This window comes from Leifsonia sp. KNZ13-11D (assembly GCF_056754895.1).
In genome coordinates this window covers 2,906,379-2,925,585 of sequence record NZ_JBPGWU010000001.1, presented here as the reverse complement: position 1 = coordinate 2,925,585, position 19,207 = coordinate 2,906,379, and the positions used below count along the sequence as shown (strand labels likewise).

17 protein-coding genes are annotated in these 19,207 nt (G+C 70.9%); 9 read left to right on the top strand and 8 right to left on the bottom strand.

The features are described 5' to 3' along the window. The first annotated feature begins 6 nt into the window (after positions 1-6). On the top strand, positions 7-1,854 hold the full coding sequence (locus ACR9Y5_RS14420) for a cation:proton antiporter (protein WP_481298584.1): 1,848 nt from the start codon (positions 7-9) through the stop codon (positions 1,852-1,854). A 377-nt stretch (positions 1,855-2,231) separates the two neighbouring features. On the opposite strand, the gene ACR9Y5_RS14415 is transcribed toward ACR9Y5_RS14420, so the two are convergent. Both ACR9Y5_RS14415 and ACR9Y5_RS14410 read right to left on the bottom strand, forming a co-directional pair. After that, entirely contained in the window at positions 2,232-3,998 is a 1,767-nt protein-coding gene (locus ACR9Y5_RS14415; RefSeq protein WP_481298583.1) for an acetyl/propionyl/methylcrotonyl-CoA carboxylase subunit alpha, read from the bottom strand. Positions 3,999-4,113: 115 nt separating this feature from the next. Beyond that, positions 4,114-4,752, bottom strand: coding sequence for a Maf family protein (locus tag ACR9Y5_RS14410; protein WP_481299590.1), 639 nt, complete (start codon positions 4,750-4,752; stop codon positions 4,114-4,116). A 24-nt stretch (positions 4,753-4,776) separates the two neighbouring features. On the opposite strand from ACR9Y5_RS14410, the gene ACR9Y5_RS14405 reads away from it, so the two are divergent. Genes ACR9Y5_RS14405 through ACR9Y5_RS14390 form a run of 4 tightly spaced genes read left to right on the top strand, consistent with a single transcriptional unit; the run spans position 4,777 to position 9,148 of the window. Further along, positions 4,777-6,132 carry a class I SAM-dependent RNA methyltransferase gene (locus tag ACR9Y5_RS14405; protein WP_481298582.1) on the top strand — a complete coding sequence of 452 codons (1,356 nt, stop codon included), beginning with the start codon at positions 4,777-4,779 and terminating at the stop codon, positions 6,130-6,132. Positions 6,133-6,175: 43 nt separating this feature from the next. Next, on the top strand, positions 6,176-6,835 hold the full coding sequence (locus ACR9Y5_RS14400; protein WP_310134597.1) for a response regulator transcription factor: 660 nt from the start codon (positions 6,176-6,178) through the stop codon (positions 6,833-6,835). Continuing rightward, on the top strand, positions 6,822-8,129 hold the full coding sequence (locus tag ACR9Y5_RS14395; protein ID WP_481298581.1) for a sensor histidine kinase: 1,308 nt from the start codon (positions 6,822-6,824) through the stop codon (positions 8,127-8,129). Before ACR9Y5_RS14400 ends, ACR9Y5_RS14395 begins: the two co-directional genes overlap by 14 nt. Next, positions 8,126-9,148, top strand: coding sequence for a hypothetical protein (locus ACR9Y5_RS14390; protein WP_310134601.1), 1,023 nt, complete (start codon positions 8,126-8,128; stop codon positions 9,146-9,148). Before ACR9Y5_RS14395 ends, ACR9Y5_RS14390 begins: the two co-directional genes overlap by 4 nt. A 484-nt stretch (positions 9,149-9,632) precedes the next feature. Here ACR9Y5_RS14390 and ACR9Y5_RS14385 read toward each other — a convergent pair whose 3' ends face one another. Together ACR9Y5_RS14385 and ACR9Y5_RS14380 are read right to left on the bottom strand one after the other, a co-directional pair. After that, complete coding sequence (locus tag ACR9Y5_RS14385) at positions 9,633-9,887, bottom strand: acyl-CoA carboxylase epsilon subunit (protein WP_481298580.1); 255 nt, start codon at positions 9,885-9,887, stop codon at positions 9,633-9,635. Beyond that, positions 9,884-11,506, bottom strand: coding sequence for an acyl-CoA carboxylase subunit beta (locus ACR9Y5_RS14380; RefSeq protein WP_310134606.1), 1,623 nt, complete (start codon positions 11,504-11,506; stop codon positions 9,884-9,886). Before ACR9Y5_RS14380 ends, ACR9Y5_RS14385 begins: the two co-directional genes overlap by 4 nt. Before the next feature lie 93 nt (positions 11,507-11,599). On the opposite strand from ACR9Y5_RS14380, the gene ACR9Y5_RS14375 reads away from it, so the two are divergent. Together ACR9Y5_RS14375 and ACR9Y5_RS14370 are read left to right on the top strand one after the other, a co-directional pair. Then, positions 11,600-12,361, top strand: a complete 762-nt coding sequence (locus tag ACR9Y5_RS14375) for a biotin--[acetyl-CoA-carboxylase] ligase (protein WP_481298579.1) — start codon at positions 11,600-11,602, stop codon at positions 12,359-12,361. 6 nt (positions 12,362-12,367) lie between these two features. Continuing rightward, positions 12,368-12,925, top strand: a complete 558-nt coding sequence (locus ACR9Y5_RS14370) for a PH domain-containing protein (protein ID WP_481298578.1) — start codon at positions 12,368-12,370, stop codon at positions 12,923-12,925. On the opposite strand, the gene ACR9Y5_RS14365 is transcribed toward ACR9Y5_RS14370, so the two are convergent. Beyond that, the gene (locus ACR9Y5_RS14365) at positions 12,887-13,426 is read right to left on the bottom strand and encodes a GtrA family protein (RefSeq protein ID WP_481298577.1); all 540 of its coding nucleotides are present in this window, start codon (positions 13,424-13,426) and stop codon (positions 12,887-12,889) included. The two genes, ACR9Y5_RS14370 and ACR9Y5_RS14365, sit on opposite strands and share 39 nt — an antisense overlap. 119 nt (positions 13,427-13,545) lie before the next feature. Here ACR9Y5_RS14365 and ACR9Y5_RS14360 point away from each other — a divergent pair, with 119 nt between their 5' ends. Beyond that, positions 13,546-14,685 (top strand): 5-(carboxyamino)imidazole ribonucleotide synthase, encoded by a 1,140-nt coding sequence (locus ACR9Y5_RS14360; protein ID WP_481298576.1) that lies wholly within the window; start codon positions 13,546-13,548, stop codon positions 14,683-14,685. Positions 14,686-14,725: 40 nt separating this feature from the next. Here the strand turns inward: ACR9Y5_RS14360 and ACR9Y5_RS14355 are convergent, their stop codons facing one another. Both ACR9Y5_RS14355 and purE read right to left on the bottom strand, forming a co-directional pair. Continuing rightward, positions 14,726-16,084, bottom strand: coding sequence for an LCP family protein (locus ACR9Y5_RS14355; RefSeq protein ID WP_481298575.1), 1,359 nt, complete (start codon positions 16,082-16,084; stop codon positions 14,726-14,728). Between the two features lie 10 nt (positions 16,085-16,094). Next, a complete protein-coding gene (gene purE, locus ACR9Y5_RS14350) occupies positions 16,095-16,598 on the bottom strand; it encodes a 5-(carboxyamino)imidazole ribonucleotide mutase (protein WP_481298574.1) in 504 nt (167 codons plus the stop codon). Between the two features lie 117 nt (positions 16,599-16,715). On the opposite strand from purE, the gene ACR9Y5_RS14345 reads away from it, so the two are divergent. Next, positions 16,716-17,996, top strand: coding sequence for an acyltransferase family protein (locus ACR9Y5_RS14345; RefSeq protein ID WP_481298573.1), 1,281 nt, complete (start codon positions 16,716-16,718; stop codon positions 17,994-17,996). Here the strand turns inward: ACR9Y5_RS14345 and ACR9Y5_RS14340 are convergent. Continuing rightward, positions 17,973-19,190, bottom strand: coding sequence for an acyltransferase family protein (locus tag ACR9Y5_RS14340; RefSeq protein WP_481298572.1), 1,218 nt, complete (start codon positions 19,188-19,190; stop codon positions 17,973-17,975). The genes ACR9Y5_RS14345 and ACR9Y5_RS14340 overlap by 24 nt on opposite strands. Positions 19,191-19,207 lie beyond the last annotated feature (17 nt).

The following is a 19,207-nucleotide window of genomic DNA, read 5'->3' as shown; positions in this document are numbered from 1 at the left end:
CGGGGGATGGAGATCGCGCTGACCGTCGGCGTCCTCGCCGTCCTCGCGATCGCGTCGGCCAGCACGATCGGGCCGAGGTTCGGGGTGGCGTCGCCGCTGATCCTGGTGGTCGTCGGCATCCTGGTCAGCCTGCTCCCGTTCGTGCCCGCGCTGGAGCTGAAGCCCGAGTGGATCATCGCGGGCGTGCTGCCGCCGCTGCTCTACTCGGCATCGGTCTCAATGCCCGCGATGAACTTCCGGCGCGAGTTCGGTGCCATCGGCGGGCTCTCGGTGCTGCTGGTCATCGTCAGCTCGGTGCTGCTCGGGCTGTTCTTCGCGTGGGCGATCCCCGGGCTGGGGCTCGCCTGGGGCATCGCCCTCGGCGCCATCGTGAGCCCGACCGACGCCGTCGCCACGAGCATCGTGAAGCGCGCGGGGATCTCGCCGCGCGTGGTCGCGATCCTCGAGGGCGAGAGCCTGCTCAACGACGCGACGGCGCTGGTGCTGCTGCGCTCGGCGGTCGCGGCGGCCGCCGCGTCGTTCACTCTGGGCAGCGTGACCCTCTCGTTCTTCTACTCGGTCGCCGTCGCTGTGGCCTTCGGAGTCCTCGTCGGCTGGCTCAACCTGAAGGTGCGCCAGCGGGTGAAGGATGCGACGGTCAACACGGTCATCTCGTTCACCGTGCCGTTCCTCGCCTCGCTGCCCGCTGAAGCGCTGGGCGCGTCCGGTCTCGTGGCGGCCGTGGTCGCAGGGCTGGTGACGGGCAGCCGGGCGCCGCGCCTGCTCTCGCCGGAGCACCGCCTGTCGGACGCGCAGAACTGGCGGACGGTCGAGCTCATCCTGGAGGGCCTGATCTTCCTCACCATGGGGCTCGAACTGTTCGGCATCCTGCAGAAGGTGCAGAACGACCACGCCGGCGTGCTGCCGGCGATCGGGGTGGCGGCCGGGGCGCTGGTGCTGACCATCCTGGTGCGTGCCGGTTTCGTCGCGCCGCTGCTCGCTCTGCTCGCGCGACGGCACCGGCGGGGCGAGCGGATGCGTCCGCGGCTGCAGGAGCTGCAGGAGCACCTGTCCGACCCGGAGGCCCTGCAGCGCGGGATCGCGCAGCGGGTCGCGCCGCCGGACCCTGCGGCGCTCACGGCCGGGCCGGGGGAGGCGGACGGGCGGGCGGCGGAAGCGGCCGGCTCGGTCGACGGGGGAGACGCCCCCCTGGCGGACGAGGTGCTGGCATACCCGCGCGGGGAGGGCCAGCGGCCGGTCTCACCTCAGCGGGCGGAACGTCGCAGGCGTCGCCTGGCCCGCCGCGGCATCCCCACCGTGGAGAACCTGACCCGCTTCGGAACGCGCCTGCGCCGGGTGCTCGCGGACATCGACTACTTCACCGGCGCGCCGCTCGGCTGGCGGGAGGGCGCGATCGTGGTGTGGGCCGGGATGCGCGGCGCTGTGACCGTCGCGGCCGCCCAGTCGCTGCCGACGGAGACGCCGGGACGCTCGGTGCTCGTGCTGATCGCGTTCCTCGTCGCGGCGGGTTCGCTCCTGCTGCAGGGCGGCACGCTCAGCCTCGTGCTCCGGCTCGTGAAGCCCGCAGGCATCGATCCGCAGGCCGAACGCGACGAGCGCCGCCGCTTGATGGAGCTGCTGTTCGAGGCGGCCAAGACGGTACCGCTTCCCGCCACCACCGAGCGAACCCCGGAGGCCTTCGCCGAGTACAAAGCGGCGCGGCTGGCCCAGCTCCGGGCTCAGCGCGACGCGCTGCTGGACGCGCGCGACGACGGCACGTTCAGCGCGGACGTGCTGGAGGGCGCGCTCGTCAACCTCGACGCCGACGAGATCAGCATCGACCTCAAGGGCGACCCCGGCGACTCCACGGGCTGACGCCCCCGCCCCGCACGCGCCCATCTGCTCACCATTTGGCACAAATCGTGGCAATGCGCCGCTCATAACGACGATTCGGCACAAATCGCCGCCGAGAACGAAATGCACATTCGGCACGAATGACCGGGATGCCGCGCGCAAAGCCTTCATTCGGCACGAATGATCGGGATGCCGCGCGCAAAGCCTTCATTCGGCACGAATGGAGATCGAGCACGAAGCGCACACTCGACACGAATCACCGTGATGCCGCGCGTGGAGCGTTCCTTCGGCACGAATCGCGTTTATGCGCCGCGCATACCGACGATTTGGCACGAATCGCGGCTATGCGCCTCCCCATAACGACGATTTGGCACGAATCGCGAGGCGATGGCGCGACGTCAGACGATGTTGAGCAGCAGGTGACCCGACGAGACCGTCTCGCCGACCGACGCGTTGATGCCGGAGACCGTACCGTCCTTGTGGGCGATGAGCGGCTGCTCCATCTTCATCGCCTCGAGGACCAGCACGAGGTCGCCCTTCACCACCGGGTCGCCGTCGGCCACGGCGACCTTGACCACGGTCGCCTGCATCGGAGCGGTGACGGAGTCGCCGGTCGCCGTCTCGACGGCGTGCGCTCCGCCGCGCCGGCGGGGAGCCGGTGCCGCGGCCGGCTCACCCGCGCCGCCGCCGCTGAGCAGCTTGGCGGGCAGGGAGACCTCGATGCGCTTGCCCTCGACCTCGACGACGACGTTGCTGCGGCGCTCGGCGGCGGGCTGGTCGCCCAGTTCGCCCGACCACGGCTCGATGGTGTTGTCCCACTCGGTCTCGATCCAGCGCGTGTACACCGAGAACGGCTCGCCGTCCTGCGGCGCGAAGGCCGGGTCGCGCACGATGGCACGGTGGAAGGGGAGCACGGTGGGGAGTCCGGCGACCTCGAACTCGTCGAGGGCGCGGCGGGAGCGCTCGAGCGCCTCCTCACGGCTGGAGCCGGTCACGATCAGCTTGGCGAGCATCGAGTCGAAGGCACCGCTGATGACGTCGCCCGCCTGGATGCCGCTGTCGACGCGGACACCGGGGCCCGCGGGCGCCTTGAAGACATGCACCGGGCCGGGCGAGGGGATGAACCCGCGACCGGCGTCCTCGCCGTTGATGCGGAACTCGAAGGAGTGTCCGCGCGGCGCGGGGTCGTCGTAGTCCAGCTCGCCGCCCTCGGCGAGCCGGAACTGCTCGCGCACCAGATCGATGCCGGTGACCTCCTCGGAGACGCAGTGCTCGACCTGGAGGCGCGTGTTCACCTCGAGGAACGACACCGTCCCGTCTTTGCCGATCAGGAATTCGCAGGTGCCGGCGCCCTGGTAGCCGACCTCCTTGAGGATGGCCTTCGACGACGAGTAGAGCCTCTCCGTCTGCTCGGGGGTGAGGAACGGTGCGGGCGCCTCCTCGACGAGCTTCTGGTGGCGGCGCTGCAGCGAGCAGTCGCGCGTGGAGACGACGACGACATTGCCGTAGGCGTCGGCGAGGCACTGCGTCTCGACGTGACGCGGCTGGTCGAGGTACTTCTCCACGAAGCACTCGCCGCGGCCGAAGGCCGCGATCGCTTCGCGGGTGGCCGACTCGAAGAGCTCGCCGACCTCCTCGCGGGTTCTGGCCACCTTGAGGCCACGTCCACCGCCGCCGAAAGCCGCTTTGATGGCGACGGGCAGGCCGTAGACGTCGACGAAGTCGAGCACCTCGGCGGCATCCGCGACCGGGTTGAGAGTGCCCGGGGCGAGCGGAGCACCGACCTTCTCGGCGACGTGACGTGCGGAGACCTTGTCGCCCAGGCGCTCGATCGCCTCGGGGGACGGCCCGATCCAGGTGAGGCCGGCCGCGATCACCGCTCGGGCGAAGTCGGCGTTCTCGGCCAGGAAGCCGTAGCCGGGGTGGACCGCATCGGCGCTGGAGCGGCGCGCGACCGACAGGATCTTGTCGATCACCAGGTAGGTCTCCGCGCTGGTCGCGCCGTCGAGCGCGTACGCCTCGTCCGCGAGCCGGACGTGGAGAGCGTCCCGGTCCTGGTCCGCGTAGACGGCGACGGAGGCGATGCCGCTGTCCTTCGCTGCGCGGATGACGCGGACGGCGATCTCGCCGCGGTTGGCGATCAGAACCTTGGTGATACGGGGCACAGTTCCCTAGCCTATTGCTCGATATCGAACGGGATTTGGTCGATCCCCACAAAAATGAGCGATCGCAAACTCCGACAGCCTACAACCCTCTGCCCCGGCCGCCGGGTCGAGCCGCTCAGCGGGCGGGCGCCCAGAGGGAGGTCCACTCCACTCCGAGGCGGATGACCAGCTCGCGCAGCGTGGACAGCGACAGCCCGACGACGGTGCTCGGGTCGCCCTCGACGCGCGTGATGAACGGACCGCCCAGGCTGTCGATCGTGAACGCTCCGGCGACCTCGAGCGGCTCGCCGCTCGCGACGTACGCGTCGATCTCGGCGTCGGTCACGCCCGCGAACGTCACCGCGGCGCGTGCGACCGCTCCGGCGGCCGCGTTCTCCCGGCCGTCTCGGTGGTCGATCAGCCAGTGACCGGAGTGCAGCACGCCGGTGCGGCCCCGCTGCTGCCGCCAGCGCTCCCGCGCGACCTCCGGCAGGTGCGGCTTGCCGTGGATGGCTCCGTCGATGGCGAAGGCCGAGTCGCCGCCAAGGATGAGGCCGTCGATCGGCTCGCCGTCGAGGGTGCCGCGCACCGCCTCCGCCTTCAGCCGCGCGAGCAACTGCACCATCGCGTCGGCGCTCAGGGGCCCGTGCTCCGCCTCCGCAGCCGCGACGGCGGCGGGCTCGTCGACGTGCGACGGCACGACGACCGGCTCGATGCCGGCCGCCCGCAGCAGCGCCAGACGGGCCGGGGAGGTGGAGGCGAGGTAGAGGCGCATGGTCACCTATGGGATGCTCGAAGGATGCCTGATGAAGACGACGGAAACCGCGCGGCGAACGAGGTCGAGCTCGACATTACCAACGTCGCCCACGGCGGCGTGTTCGTCGCGCGCCACGAGGGCCGGGTCGTCTTCGTGCCGGACACGATGCCGGGCGAGCGCATCCGCGCGCGCATCGGCGACACCAGCCACGACCGGTTCTGGCGGGGCGAGCTGGTGGAGGTGCTGGAGGCGTCGCCCGAGCGCCGGCCGCAGGTCTGGCCCGCCGCTGCAGCCGACCGGCCTGCGGGGAAGCGCGCGGGAGGGGCGGAGTTCGGCCACATCCGGCTGGAGCACCAGCGCGAGCTCAAGCGTCGCGTGATCGAGGATGCGCTGCAGCGGCAGGCGAAGCTCTCGCCGGAGGCCATCGCGACCGTCGGACCGGACGGCCGTCCCCTCGGCGTCGAGCCGGTCACCGGGGAGACGGCGGACGGCACCGGATGGCGCACCCGCGTGCGCCTCCAGGTCGACGACCGCGGGCGCATCGGGCCGTTCGCTCCGCGCTCCCACACCGTGGTCCCCGTCGAGGATCTGCCGCTCGCCACCGCGCTCGTGCAGGAGGCGACGCCGTTCGGGCAGCTCTTCCCCGGCGCCGAGTCGGTGGATGTGGTGGCCACAGGCCTCGGCACCTCGCACGTGCTCGTCAACGAAGCAGTACCTCGCCCCAGCGGGCGCGGACAGCGCTCGCGCGGACGCGCCGGAGCGCTGCAGAAGCGGCAGCCGCGCCCGCGCCGCCGCCCCGTCCCCATCCGCGAGCGGGTCGGCGACCGCGAGTTCCGGCTGGACGCGCGCGGCTTCTGGCAGGTGCACCGCGAAGCCGCCCGCACGCTGACGGAGGCCGTGCAGTCCGCCGTCGACGAGGCGCTCTTCGACCCGCGCGCCGCCAACCTCGACCTCTACGGCGGCGTCGGCCTGCTGGCCGCCGCGCTCGGCGACCGGTTCGGGTCCACCCTGCGCATCACCTCCGTCGAGAGCGACGAGGCCGCGACCGACGACGCGGCGGAGAACCTGGCCGAGTGGGTCGGTGCGCAGGCGCTGACCGACCGGGTGGAGCGCTACGTCACGCGGCTCGCCACGGACGCCTCGGCTGCCGAGCGCGCCCGGCTGCGGGCGGCGACCGTCGTCCTCGACCCTCCGCGTTCGGGAGCGGGCCGGGAGGTCGTCGACGCGATCGCATCGCTGGATCCGGCCCAGGTCGTGTACGTCGCCTGCGACCCCGTCGCGCTCGCCCGCGATCTCGCGTTCTTCGACGCCCACGGCTACCGGATGCGCGGGATGCGGGCGTTCGATCTCTTCCCGAACACGCACCACGTCGAGGCGGTCGCCACGCTGACGCGCTGACGTACTGACCGATCGAATGCATTCACCCCCTACGATGGTCAGCATGGTGCGGGTGGCAATCGTCGACGATCACGAATCTGTGCGTCTGGGGCTGAAGGCGGCCTGTCAGGACGCCGGGTACGAGGTCGTCCTGACGGCGGCAACAGTGGACGACTTCGTCGCCCAGCTGGGATCGCAGGAGTGCGACGTCGTGGTGCTGGATCTGTCCCTCGGCGACGGCTCCAAGGTCACCGACAACGTCAAGCGCGCACAGGCGACCGGTGCCGCCGTGCTCGTGCACAGCATCGCCGACCGCGTCGCCAGCGTCCGGGAGGCGCTCGCCGCGGGTGCTGCCGGCGTCATCCCCAAGTCGTCCCCGACGACCACGGTCATCAGCGCGATCGCGACCGTGGCCCGCGGGGATGTGCTCAACAACCTGGAGTGGGCGACCGCGATCGATGCGGACAGCGATTTCGCCAAAGCGCAGCTCGGGCGGCGCGAGCGGGATGTGCTGCACCTGTACGCCTCCGGTCTCCCGTTGAAGGCGGTCGCGGCGCAGCTCGGCATCGCGAACTCCACCGCACGCGAGTACCTCGACCGCATCCGCGTGAAATACGTCGAGGTCGGACGCCCGGCGCCCACCAAGGTGGACCTGCTGCGACGAGCGGTGGAGGACGGCATCCTTCCGGGACTCGATCCCGAGACCGGCAATGAGCGCCCCTAGCGGGGTCCGGCCGGGGCTGCCGCTGGAGACGGCGAAGCCCAGGAACCCCCTCAGCCGCGCTCGGATCGAGCGCATCTCCGATCGCACCGTCTCGGCGTTCGGTCTCGTCTTCGGGCTGCAGACGCTGCCCACCGCTCTGAGCCAGCTCAGCGATCTGCGCGAGCCCTGGGGCGGCGTGTGGATGATCGCGGTCTTCGGCGGGCTCGCTCTCACCGTGATCCTCGCCGTCATCCAGCGCGGCGTGAAGATCGCGATGGGCGTGCTGTCGATCGTCTACCTCGGCGCGATCGTGACCTGGCCGTTCCTGGTGGCCGATCCGGTGGCCTTCGGCACGGAGAAGCCCTGGGTGTGGTTCCTCTGCTCGGTGTTCACCGCTTTCGCCGCCGTCGCCTACCCGCTGTGGCTGGCGATCATCTACACGTTCGCCGCACCGCTCGCCTACGGGATCGTGCGCGCGCTGCCGGCCGGTGGCGGCGCCGGGCTCGAACTCGCCGCCCTCGACGCCATCTACGCCACCATCCTGGGCGGCGTCATCCTCGCCATCATCGCCATGATGCGCCAGGCGTCCAGCGCGGTCGACGCGGCGCAGAGCCAGGCGCTCGCGCGGTACGCGAACGCGGTCCGCCAGCACGCCACCGAGGTGGAGCGGGTGCAGGTGGATGCGATCGTGCACGACAGCGTCCTCACCACGTTGCTCTCGGCGGCCTCCGCCCGGACACCCGAGCAGAAGGAGCTGGCGGCCGCCATGGCCGCCGACGCCATCGGCCACCTGCACGCCGCCGAGGCGGCGACGCCGGAGGACCAGTCCGCCGTCGGGCTCGACCGCCTCACCGAGCGACTGGTGACCGCCGCGAACGCATTCTCGTCGCCGTTCGCTGTGGACGTGCACGACGTCGAGGTGCACACGCTCCCGGTGAACGTCGCGGAGGCCGTCTACTCCGCCACCGTCCAGGCGATGGTGAACAGCATGCAGCACGCAGGCGGCCCCGAGGTGCACCGCAGCGTCTCGATCCGCGGCGGAGGTCCGGCCGCGACGGTGGAGGTCGTCGTCCGCGACGACGGACGCGGCTTCACCGAGTCGGAGGTCCCGGCCGAACGCCTCGGCCTGCGCATCAGCATCCGGGACCGTCTCGCCAAGATCGGCGGGCGCGCCCGCATCGAGTCGGAGCCCGGCGCCGGGACTACGGTGACCATCCTCTGGCCGTCGGCCGACCAGTCCTCGCTCGGGTCCTCCTCGGTGGCGGCGGGGATGCACGAGCCCGTGGCCGCAGGCGGACAGGAGGCGGCCGAGTGATCACGCTCAACCGCGTCCTCTTCCTCAGCCTCGGTGCGCTGTTCTCGGCGTACCACCTCTTCCTGGCGCTCTCGTCGCTCAGCACGCCGCGGACGGCCGGCCCTGCCATCGTCGCGATGGTGCTCTACGGGATCGCCACCGTGCTCAGCCTCTGGCCGACCAGCCCGACGAAGATGCCGCTCTGGCTCGCCGCGTTCGACCTCGCCGTCTGCGTGGTCATCCCGATCCTGGTGACGAGCCAGCTCGATCCGGCCAAGGACAACGGCTACGCCACCTGGTACGTAGCGGCGGTGGGCACGCTGATGACCATCTGCGCGGTCCGCCGCCAGCAGATCGTCGCCTGGGCCGGCGTCGCCTTCCTGGCGGTCCAGACGGTCGTCTGGGCGGGCCTGGGGGCCCTCGCCGGGCTCGGCGTCATCGGCTCGGTGGTCTGGGTCGGCGTCGCGGTCGTGATCGCCGGCTCGCTCGCGAAGGCCGGCCGCGACGCACTCCAGTTCGCGCGCGCCGAGCGTGAGGCGACGGAGTGGCAGGCGGCCCAGGAGGCTCACGTCATGGAGCGGCAGCTGCGGCTGCGGCAGACGTACCGCGTGGCGGCCCCCATGCTCGCGGAGATCGTGCGCCGTGGCGGCGACCTCACCGAGGCGGAACGGCGCGAGTGCCGTTACCTGGAGGGCGCGATCCGGGACGAGATCCGCGGACGCCGCCTCCTCAACGACGACGTCCGCCGCGAGGTGATGGATGCGCGCCGCCGCGGCGTCGTGGTGAGCCTCCTCGACGAGGGCGGCATCGACGACCTGGACCAGCGCGGCCTGGAGGGTGTGCTCCACCGTCTCGCCGAGGCGATCCGGGGCACGACCACCGACAAGCTGATCGTGCGGACGGTGCCGCGCTCGTCGAAGACGGCCGTGACCGTGGTGGGCCTCCGCATGTCGGACGACGGCGCAGCGAACGCGCTGGGCGCGGAGTCGGAGGACGACGAGGTCGACCTGTGGCTGGAGATCCCGCGCCCCGTCGGCTGAGCGTCGCGCGCCTCCGACCGCCGCCCGCTGAGGTGCACGTTGTTGCGCTCGACACGCCGTGCGAGAGCGCAACGACGTGCACCTCGGCGATCGACGTCAGGGAGCCCTGGGCCGGGCCTTAACGAGGAGAAAGGGGCCGACACCCGAATTGTCGGCCCCTTTTCAAACCCCGAGTCAGGGCGACAACCCGAATATCGCCCTGACTCGCCCCCAAAGCACTCGCCCGCTTACCCTAGTCGGCGAGTGATTGGCGGTGTGACTCACGAGGAGAGACACCTAGCAATATCTATAGTGGCTGGGCTCCCAGAAAATACATAGTCGTCATTTTGGAGGACACCTGGGGGACGTTTCACGACCCCCGTTCGAGGCGCATCCCAAGGTTTCCGCATCACTCGCCCTCGGGGGATGCCCCAATCGGGGTACAAAGCCCCCTGCGAAGCCGGGTGCGGACGCGCAGCGCCGCAGCCGGGGTACCCCGGGCGCCTCAGCCCGAGAACGAGCGCCAGGCCCCCGTACCCGGCCGCAGCTCGCCGCGCAGCGAGCGCTGCGTGCGGGCCCACGCGTCCGGGCCCCGCTCGGCCTGCGCCTCCGTGGCGGCGGCGGCCTGCTCCGCCGCGGCGGCCGCGAGCACGGCGGTCACGGCCGCCACCTCCTCCGCGGTCACGCCGCGGGTGAGGAAGCGGAGCTGGGACGGGTCGAGCGCCGACCCGCGGGGCTCGGCGGCGTGAGCGCCGCTCACAGCGGGATGTTCCCGTGCTTCTTGGGCGGGAGCGACGCGCGCTTGGTCCGCAGCGCCCGCAGGGCCTTGATGACGGACACACGCGTCGCCGCCGGCTCGATCACGCCGTCCAGTTCGCCGCGCTCGGCGGCGAGGAACGGGCTGGCGACGTTGTACGTGTACTCGTTGGCCAGCTTGGTGCGCACGGCGGCCACATCCTCACCCGCCTCCTCCGCGCGCTTGATCTCGCCGCGGTACAGGATGTTGACGGCGCCCTGGCCGCCCATCACCGCGATCTCCGCGGTCGGCCAGGCGAGGTTGATGTCGGCGCCGAGCTGCTTGGAGCCCATCACGATGTACGCGCCGCCGTAGGCCTTGCGCGTGATGATCGTGACCAGCGGCACGGTCGCCTCGGCGTACGCGTAGAGGAGCTTCGCTCCGCGGCGGATGACGCCCGTCCACTCCTGGTCGGTGCCGGGGAGGTAGCCGGGCACGTCCACGAGGGTGAGGATCGGGATGCTGAACGCGTCGCAGAACCGCACGAAGCGCGACGCCTTCTCGCCCGCGTCGATGTTGAGGGTCCCGGCCATTGAGCTCGGCTGGTTCGCGACGATGCCGACCGACCGGCCCTCGACGCGGGCGAAGCCGATCACGATGTTCGGCGCGAAGAGCGGCTGGACCTCGAGGAACTCCCCGTCGTCGACGATGCCCTCGATGATCGTCTTCACGTCGTACGGCTGGTTGGGGGAGTCCGGGATCACCGTGTTGAGGCGGCGGTCGGCGTCCGTGATCTCGAGCTCGGGCTCCGACTGGAAGGCGGGGAGCTCGGCCAGGTTGTTCTGCGGCAGGTAGCTGAGCAGGGTGCGCGCGTAGTCGAGCGCATCCTCCTCGTCGCTCGCCAGGTAGTGCGAGACGCCGGACACCTTGTTGTGGGTGAGCGCGCCGCCGAGCTCTTCGAAGCCGACGTCCTCGCCCGTCACCGTCTTGATGACGTCCGGGCCGGTGACGAACATGTGGCTCGACTTGTCGACCATGATGACGAAGTCGGTGAGGGCGGGGGAGTACACGGCGCCACCGGCCGCCGGGCCCATGACGATCGAGATCTGCGGGATGACGCCGGAGGCCGCGGTGTTGCGTCGGAAGATCTCGCCGTACTTGCCCAGCGCGACGACACCCTCCTGGATGCGCGCCCCGCCCGAGTCGAGGATGCCGATCATCGGAACGCCCGTCTTGAGCGCGTGGTCCATGACCTTGATGATCTTCTCGCCCGCGACCTCCCCGAGGGAGCCGCCGAAGATGGTGAAGTCCTGGCTGAACACCGCGACGTTGCGGCCGTGGATGGTGCCGACACCCGTGACGACGGCGTCGCCGTAGGGGCGCTTCGCCTCCATGCCGAAGGCGTGCGTGCGGTGGCGCACGAACTCGTCGAGCTCGACGAAGGAACCCTGGTCGAGCAGCAGCTCGATGCGCTCGCGCGCGGTCAGCTTGCCCTTCGCGTGCTGCTTCTCGATGGCCGCCTGGCCGCTGGCGGTCACGGCCTCGTGGAACCGTTCCTTCAGGTCGGCGAGCTTGCCGGCGGTGGTGGTCAGGTCGGGGAGCTGTTCGGTCTGACGGGGTTCGGTGTCGGTCACGCCGTTCACTCTACCGGCCAGCCGAACGGCCGTGCCGTTGACGAAACCCTACAAATCCGCCCGGCTGCGCTGGCGGAGAGTCCAGTGCGAGAGACTGGGCGCGTGGAGTTCCGACGCAGCCGAACCATCGTCCCGGTCCTCGAGGTGCTGCCCGAGGCAGGCTCGACCAACGACGTCCTGAGTGCGCGAGCCGGCGACCTGCCGGACCTCGCCGTGCTCGTGACGGACAACCAGACGGGCGGCCGCGGGCGCCTGGGCCGGGTCTGGGTCACGCCGCCGGGCACGGCCCTGGCGATCTCGGTGCTGCTCAAACCGGTCGGGCTCCCGCCCACCGCGTACGGCTGGTTCCCGCTGCTCGCAGGTCTCGCGATGAGCCGCGCGCTGAACCCGCTGGTCCCGGGCGGCGTCCAGGTGAAGTGGCCGAACGACGTGCTGATCGACGGGGACAAGGTGTGCGGCATCCTCGCCGAGCTGCTGCCCGGGATGTCGGGGCTGGTCATCGGCGCCGGCGTCAACCTGGCGCAGACGCGCGAGCAGCTGCCGACCGGCACCTCCACCTCGCTCCGGCTGGCGGGGGCCGAGGACGCGGACGCGGACCGGGTGCTCTCGGCGTACCTCATCCAGCTCACGACCCTGTACCGCGACTTCCTCTCCGCGGGCGGCGACCCGCTGCGGAGCGCGCTGCGCGACGAGGTCGTCGAAGCCTGCCACACCATCGGCCGGCCGGTGCGGGTGCAGCTGCCCTCCGGCGACGATCTGCTCGGCACGGCGGTGGGGATCGACGAGGACGGCCGGCTGATCGTCGAGTCGGATGCGGGCCGCACCGCGGTAGCGGCAGGCGACGTGACCCACCTGCGGTATTAATCGAGCATGACCAGCACCCCGGACGGGACCGCCGCGCAGCCCGCCCAACCGCCCGAGCGCGTCATCGCCCGGCTGCGGTCGAACGCCCGGCGCCTATTCTGGCCGAGCCTGGTCCTCATCGCGGCCGCCGGAGCGGTCGGCTACTTCGCCGGCCGGGTCGGCGAGGTGTGGGAGATCGTGCTGCTGTGGTCCGCCGCGGCCGCCGTCGTGCTGCTGCTGTTCCTGCTCCCGCTGGCCGCCTGGCTGAGCCGCCGGTACACGATCACGACGCGACGCCTGATCATCCGTCACGGTTTCTTCGTGCGCGTCCGGCAGGAGCTACTGCACAGCCGCGGCTACGACGTGTCGGTGCGGCGCACCTGGCTGCAGAGCATGTTCCGGTCCGGCGACGTGCTGATCAACTCCGGGCTGGAGCACCCCGTCGTCCTCAAGGACGTGCCGAAGGCCGACCAGGTGCAGCGCGCGCTGTCGGAGCTGATGGACCACTCGCAGACGGTGGTCGCCGTCCGCCGTCAGCAGTCCGAGTCAGTCTCCGACGAGACCACGGTCTGGGGTAGCCGCTAGCGTCGACCCGGCGATCGGGCGGCGACGGCTCGCCCGCTTCCCTCGCGCCGCGGCGCGGTCGGGGGAGAACACCCACCAGCGGTAGAAGGCGAAACGGAACACGGTGCCGAGGGCGAGACCCACGACGTTGTTCGCGATGTTGTCCGCCAGGAGGCTCTGGAACCCGAGAAGGTAGTGCGACACCCAGACGCAGAGCAGCGGGATCGCCATGCCGGCGAGGCTGACGACGAAGAACTCGACGCCCTCGCGCGTCGCGTTGTCGCTCCGGTTGCTCGAGAACGCCCAATAGCGGTTGCCCAGCCAGTTGGCGCCGATGGCGACGAGCGTCCCGATCGCCGTGGCGTAGAGCGTCTTGTGCGGCACGTTCACCAGCACCACGACCATCAGGACGTTGAACACGACCAGGTTCACCACGAAGCCGACGGCGCCGACCGCGCCGAACTTGATCAGCTGCGGGAGGAGACGCGCCTTGTGCGCCGGTGTCTCGGTCTCGGTCGTCATGCCCCTGCCTGGAGATGCGGGAAGATGGTCTGTGTTGTCGTCACAGTACGCGGGACAGGTTTCGCGTTCCTGTGAATCCCCCGGCCCAGGATGAAAAGTATCAGAGGAGCGGAGAGCCCATGACCAATCGCATCATCGGCGTGATCGGCGGCGGTCAGCTGGCCAGGATGATGATCCCTCCGGCGGTCGAGCTCGGCATCGAGCTCCGAGTGCTGGAGGAGGCCGAGGGCATGAGCGCCGACCTCGCCGCGACCGGCGTCGGGGACTACCGCGACCTCGACACGGTGCTCGCGTTCGCCGAGACCGTCGACGTGATCACCTTCGACCACGAGCACGTCCCTCCGGCGATCCTGCGCGAGCTGCAGTCGCGCGGCATGCCCGTGCATCCCGGTCCCGATGCGCTCCTCTACGCCCAGGACAAGCTGCAGATGCGCGCCAAGCTCAGCGAGCTGGGACTTCCGGTCCCGGACTGGGCCGCCGTGGAGTCGGCCGACGAGCTGGGCGCCTTCCTGGCGGACCACGGGGGCCGCGCCGTCGTCAAGACGGCCCGCGGGGGATACGACGGCAAGGGCGTGCGGGTCGTCTCCGACGCCGCCGGCGCCGATGACTGGTTCCTGGCGCTGGCCGAGGACGGCCGCGGGGGAGCCCTGCTGGCGGAGGAGCTGGTGCCCTTCCGCCGCGAGCTCGCCCAGCTGGTCGCACGGCGCCCCTCCGGCGAGATCGCCGCGTGGCCGGTCGTCGAGACCGTGCAGCGCGACGGTGTCTGCGCCGAGGTGCTGGCGCCCGCCCCCGGCGCGTCCGGGCGGGTGGCCGAGGCCGCCGAGGAGATCGCCCGCCGCGTCGCGGAGGGTCTGGGCGTCACCGGCGTGCTGGCGGTCGAGCTGTTCGAGACGACGGACGGGCGCGTGCTCGTCAACGAGCTGGCCATGCGACCGCACAACAGCGGGCACTGGTCGATCGAGGGCGCGGTGACCGGTCAGTTCGAGCAGCACCTGCGTGCCGTGCTCGACCTGCCGCTCGGATCGACCGAGCCGCGCTCCGACTGGTCGGTGATGGTCAACATCCTGGGCGGTCCGTCCGAGGGGACGCTGCAGGACCGCTACCCGGCCGCGCTCGCCGCGCATCCCGAGGCCAAGTTCCACGGCTACGGCAAGGCGCCCCGCCCGGGCCGGAAGGTGGGGCACGTCACGGTGAGCGGCGAGGACCTCGACGACGTGGTGTACCGGGCGCGGGCCGCAGCGGCCTTCTTCGAAGGCTGAGCGGCTCCGCCCGCGAGGTCGGCCGGGCGACTCGGCGGCGTCAGCTGCCGGCCGGCTTCGCCGTGGCCGGGTGCAGCGACTGCTGCACCAGCCGGCGGATCTGCGCGTAGTCCGGATCCGTCGGGTCGATCGTGGGCGGGACGAGCTCCAGCTGCTGCACCGGCAGCTTGCGCGTCTTGAGGCCCAGGTCGACGAAGTAGCCGAGCATCGACTGCGGGATGTCCGTCTTCATCACCTGGGCGCCCGCTTTGGCGATGTCCTGGAACTTCGACACGACGTTCACGGGGTTCACCTGCTTGAGGATGGCGTCCTGCAGCTGGCGCTGCCGCGCCATCCGGTCGTAGTCGCTCGACCCGTGCCGGGCGCGGGCGTACCACTGCGCGTGGTAGCCGTCGAGGTGGCGGTTGCCCGGCTCGATCCACTCCACGACGCCGTTCAGGTTCTCGTCGCCGCCGATCGGGATGCGGTCCTTCACGGTCACGTCGACGCCTCCCACCGCATCCACCAGGTCGGCGAAGCCCTGCATGTCGATGAGGACGTAATACTGGATGGTGAGGCCGGTCGCGCCCTCCAGCGCGTCGCGCATCGCCTCGATGCCGGGCTCGCTGTTGTTCTTCGCCGCATCCGGGTACAGCTTGGGCTTGTAGAGCTCGATCTCGGTGTAGATGGAGTTGAGCTGGCAGACGTCGACGTCGCAGCGATCCTGGTACCCGTAGCCGTCGGGGTAGAGCGCGTGCAGCGGCGACTTCTTCGGGAACGGCACCGGGTCGAGGTCACGGGGGAGGCCGATCGTCACGGCCTGGCCGGTGCTCGCGTCGATGCTCACGATCGACATGCTGTCCGGGCGCAGGCCCTCCCTGTCGGGGCCGGCGTCGCCGCCGAGCAGCATGATGTTGTAACGGCCGTCGACCGGCGGCTGGGACGGCCCGGCCGAGAAGATGTCCCCGAGCGCCCCGCGGGCGGATCCTGCGACCATCGAGGCGTACCCGGCCGTACCGGTGACGCCGACGAGCACCAGCACGGAGAACGCGGCGATCCACCCGCGCGAGCGCGGAGCGGTTCGCACCAGCCGGACGAGCCGCAGCGTGTCGAGCGTCAGCACCACCCACAGCACCGCGTAGGCGATCAGCACCGACTGCACGAGCGTGAGGCTTCCTGCCTGCGTGAAGAGCGTGTAGACGGCCTGGGGGGCGATCAGGTACGTGACCAGGGTGACGATCGCGACCGTCCACAGCAGCAGCGTGGAGAGGACGCCGACGCGGCCGAGCGTGCGGTTGCCGGCGACCAGCTGGGCGGAACCGGGGAGGAGCACGTTCATGGTCACGAGCCACCAGCCGCGCTTCGTCATGGTGTGCGACGAGGAGGCGTCGGGGTGGCGGAGAGGCGTGGCGATGGTCATGACGGGGGGCTCACAGCTGGGATTTGAGGGCCTGGTTCTTCTGCTCGACGCTGGCCTCGAGGTCGGCGGCGAAGTCCGCGAGACGCTGTTCGAGCGCGCTGTCGGCCGTGGCGAGGATCTTCACCGCCAGCAGTCCGGCATTGCGGGCGCCGCCGATGGACACGGTCGCGACCGGGACCCCGGCGGGCATCTGCACGATCGAGAGCAGCGAGTCGAGGCCGTCGAGCCGGGCGAGCGGCACGGGAACGCCCACGACGGGCAGCGTCGTGACGGCGGCGAGCATCCCGGGCAGATGCGCCGCTCCGCCGGCTCCCGCGACGATGACCCGCACCCCGCGCGAGGCCGCGGCCTTGCCGAACGCGATCATCTTCTCCGGTGTCCGGTGGGCCGAGACGACCTCCACCTCATGGGCGATGTCGAACTCGCTGAGGACGCGGGACGCCTCCTGCATGACCGACCAATCGGAGTCGGACCCCATGACGACGGAGACCAGCGGAGAGGGGGATGCAGGCATAGCGATCATGCTAGGTGGCGGTCCGCGCCCGGCCCGCGCGCCACGCGGAGTGTACCCAGCTGACCCCTGAACAGGTCACAGGAACTGCCCAGAGCAACCCCGTAGCGTCTCCCGCCTATGACGGGTACAGGTGTGAAGGTGGAAGAGAAGACGAAACAGGCGACGGGTGGCCGGCTGGCGGCGCTGGACGGTCTGCGCGGTCTCGCGGCGGTGGTTGTGCTGCTGCACCACGCCCTGTATACGAAGCCCGACTTCCCGGGGGCTCCCGGCAGCGGATCGGCGCCGGTGGGCTCGGCCATGTGGTGGATCAGCTACACCCCGCTGAAGCTGTTCACCGCCGGCGTCGAGTCGGTGATCGTGTTCTTCGTGCTCTCCGGTCTCGTCGTCACCCTCCCGGTGATCCGCAAGCGCGGGTTCGACTGGGTCGCCTACTTCCCGCGCCGCGCAGTGCGGCTGCTGGTGCCGGTGATGGCGTCGGTCCTCCTCGCCGCCGTGTGGGTGATGGCCATCCCGCAGAAGTCCACGCAGCCGGACGGCACGTGGCTCAGCGACTCCTCCACCCCGAACTTCGGCTGGGAGTACATCGTCAAGGGCTGGGACCTGCTCGGCGGCGACGGGCAGATCAACAACCCGCTCTGGTCTTTGCGCTGGGAGCTCGTCTTCTCGCTGGCGCTCCCCATCTTCGCGGTGCTCGCCCTCGCGGTGCGGAAGTGGTGGATCGGCGGTCTCGCGGCCGCGTGCGCCCTCACGTACCTCGGCGTGCACGCCGGCTCCGGCGAGCTCCAGTACCTTCCCGCGTTCTTCGTCGGCGCGGTGATCGCGGTCCGCCTGGACGCCGTGCGCAACGTCGCCGAGCGGATCAACACCCACTGGTACCGCCACCCGCTCTGGGCGGCGCTCGCGGTCGGCAGCCTCCTGCTCCTGATCGCACCGTGGCTCGTCGGCCCTGGCATCGCCGACATGCCGGATCTCGACGCCGTGCTGAAGGGGCTCGTGCCGCTCGCGGCCGCGGGGCTCGTAGTCGTCTCCCTCGGCTGGCGCCCGCTGCGTATGACGCTCGAGACGAGGCCGGTGCAGTTCAGCGGCACGATCTCGTTCAGCCTCTACCTGGTGCACGTGCCGATCCTGATCTTCAGCACCTACCTGTTCGCCGACGAGCCTTGGTACGTCGCGCTGATCTTCGGGATCCCGGTCGCCGTGGTCGTCGCCGTCGCGTTCACCTGGCTGATCGAGAAGCGCAGCCACGGCTGGGCCAAGGCGGCCGGAGTCTGGGCGTCGAAGCGCTACAGCACCTGGTTCGGGCGCGACGAGGCCGCCTCCGCGGGCGCGAAGAGCGACCACGGGGGAGAGCCCGCGCGTGAGCGCGAGGACGCGTCAGTCGCGGACGCTCGGCGCTAGCTCCGGCTCGGGCGCTGCGGCCGGCTCGGCACGGGCTGCGAACGCGCGTCCCACCGTGCTGCCCACCCGCTTCGAGAACCGGTGCGCCGGCTTCTCCACCGCCAGATAGAAGAGCGACCCGGCGACGAGAGCCGTCGGGATGGCCAGCGCGGCCACACGGGTCGGCCCCCAGCTGCCGAAGAGGTAGCTGAACGTGACGATGATCGGCACGTGGACGAGGTAGAGGCTGAACGAGATGGTGCCGAGCCAGCGGAACGGCTGGTGCGACAGCACCCGGGCCAGCAGCCTCCACTCGAGGCAGCAGACCAGGAGGCCGAGGGCGGCGACCGGCTGGAGCGCCTGGAGCCACACCGAGAGCGTCGACGACGTGGTCATCCAGTGCGCGACGAGCAGCACGGCGGACGCGACGGCGACGGCGAGCCAGATCAGCCAGCCCCAGCGGCGAGCCGCCAGCGCAGCGCCGGCACGGTGGATGCGCTCCAGTTGCGTGGCAGCGACGGCGCCGAGGAAGAAGCCGGGCAGGTACCGGAACGCCGGTGCGTTCGCGAAGAGACCGCACATCACGATCGCGACCACGAGGGCGATCAGCAGCGGCCACCAGCGCCGCAGCAGCACCGCGAGCCCGACGAAGACGGGGAGCAGCAGTGAGAACGCCATCTCCCAGTAGATCGACCACAGCGGGTTGTTGATGAACCAGCTGCCCAGGCTCGGATCGAGCGAGTGCACCACATCCCAGAACGAAGGAGGCGGCACCGAGGTGGTCGACACCCACGAGCTCATGGCGTGCTGGGGGAGCTGCGGGACCAGCAGGGCGAGCGCGGTCGCGAACAGCAGGGAGCCGACGACGGGCACACCGATGCGGGCGATGCGGCGGGGGTAGTACGACATCCAGTCGAAAGCGCGCGGCCCGAGGACGGGCAGGCTCAGCACGAAGCCGGACAGCACGAAGAAGACCACCACCGCCTCCGGCCCGGCGGTGAAGATCTTCAGCGGCGTGTAGGTGAACCACCAGCCGATGCTGCCGGCGACCGGCCCGCTCATCCCCGGCGTCGCGATGTACGCGGAGGAGATGGCGGGGGTGAGCAGCGAGGCGTGGTGGGCCAGCACGATGAGCGCGGCGATGCCGCGCAGGCCGTCCAGCGAGGTGAGCCGGGAGGCCGACGGGGAGACGGAGGTCGGGGTGGCAGGTGACATGAGTGTGAGGAGGTGCG

Bases quoted from the DNA above. Each gene is read 5' to 3' on its own strand.
- ACR9Y5_RS14340 (WP_481298572.1), bottom strand. From the start codon at position 19,190: ATGTCACCTGCCACCCCGACCTCCGTCTCCCCGTCGGCCTCCCGGCTC.
- ACR9Y5_RS14395 (WP_481298581.1), top strand. From the start codon at position 6,822: ATGAGCGCCCCTAGCGGGGTCCGGCCGGGGCTGCCGCTGGAGACGGCG.
- ACR9Y5_RS14410 (WP_481299590.1), bottom strand. From the start codon at position 4,752: ATGCGCCTCTACCTCGCCTCCACCTCCCCGGCCCGTCTGGCGCTGCTG.
- ACR9Y5_RS14405 (WP_481298582.1), top strand. From the start codon at position 4,777: ATGCCTGATGAAGACGACGGAAACCGCGCGGCGAACGAGGTCGAGCTC.
- ACR9Y5_RS14370 (WP_481298578.1), top strand. From the start codon at position 12,368: ATGACCAGCACCCCGGACGGGACCGCCGCGCAGCCCGCCCAACCGCCC.
- purE (WP_481298574.1), bottom strand. From the start codon at position 16,598: ATGCCTGCATCCCCCTCTCCGCTGGTCTCCGTCGTCATGGGGTCCGAC.
- ACR9Y5_RS14420 (WP_481298584.1), top strand. From the start codon at position 7: ATGGAGATCGCGCTGACCGTCGGCGTCCTCGCCGTCCTCGCGATCGCG.
- ACR9Y5_RS14360 (WP_481298576.1), top strand. From the start codon at position 13,546: ATGACCAATCGCATCATCGGCGTGATCGGCGGCGGTCAGCTGGCCAGG.
- ACR9Y5_RS14400 (WP_310134597.1), top strand. From the start codon at position 6,176: ATGGTGCGGGTGGCAATCGTCGACGATCACGAATCTGTGCGTCTGGGG.
- ACR9Y5_RS14345 (WP_481298573.1), top strand. From the start codon at position 16,716: ATGACGGGTACAGGTGTGAAGGTGGAAGAGAAGACGAAACAGGCGACG.
- ACR9Y5_RS14365 (WP_481298577.1), bottom strand. From the start codon at position 13,426: ATGACGACCGAGACCGAGACACCGGCGCACAAGGCGCGTCTCCTCCCG.
- ACR9Y5_RS14355 (WP_481298575.1), bottom strand. From the start codon at position 16,084: ATGACCATCGCCACGCCTCTCCGCCACCCCGACGCCTCCTCGTCGCAC.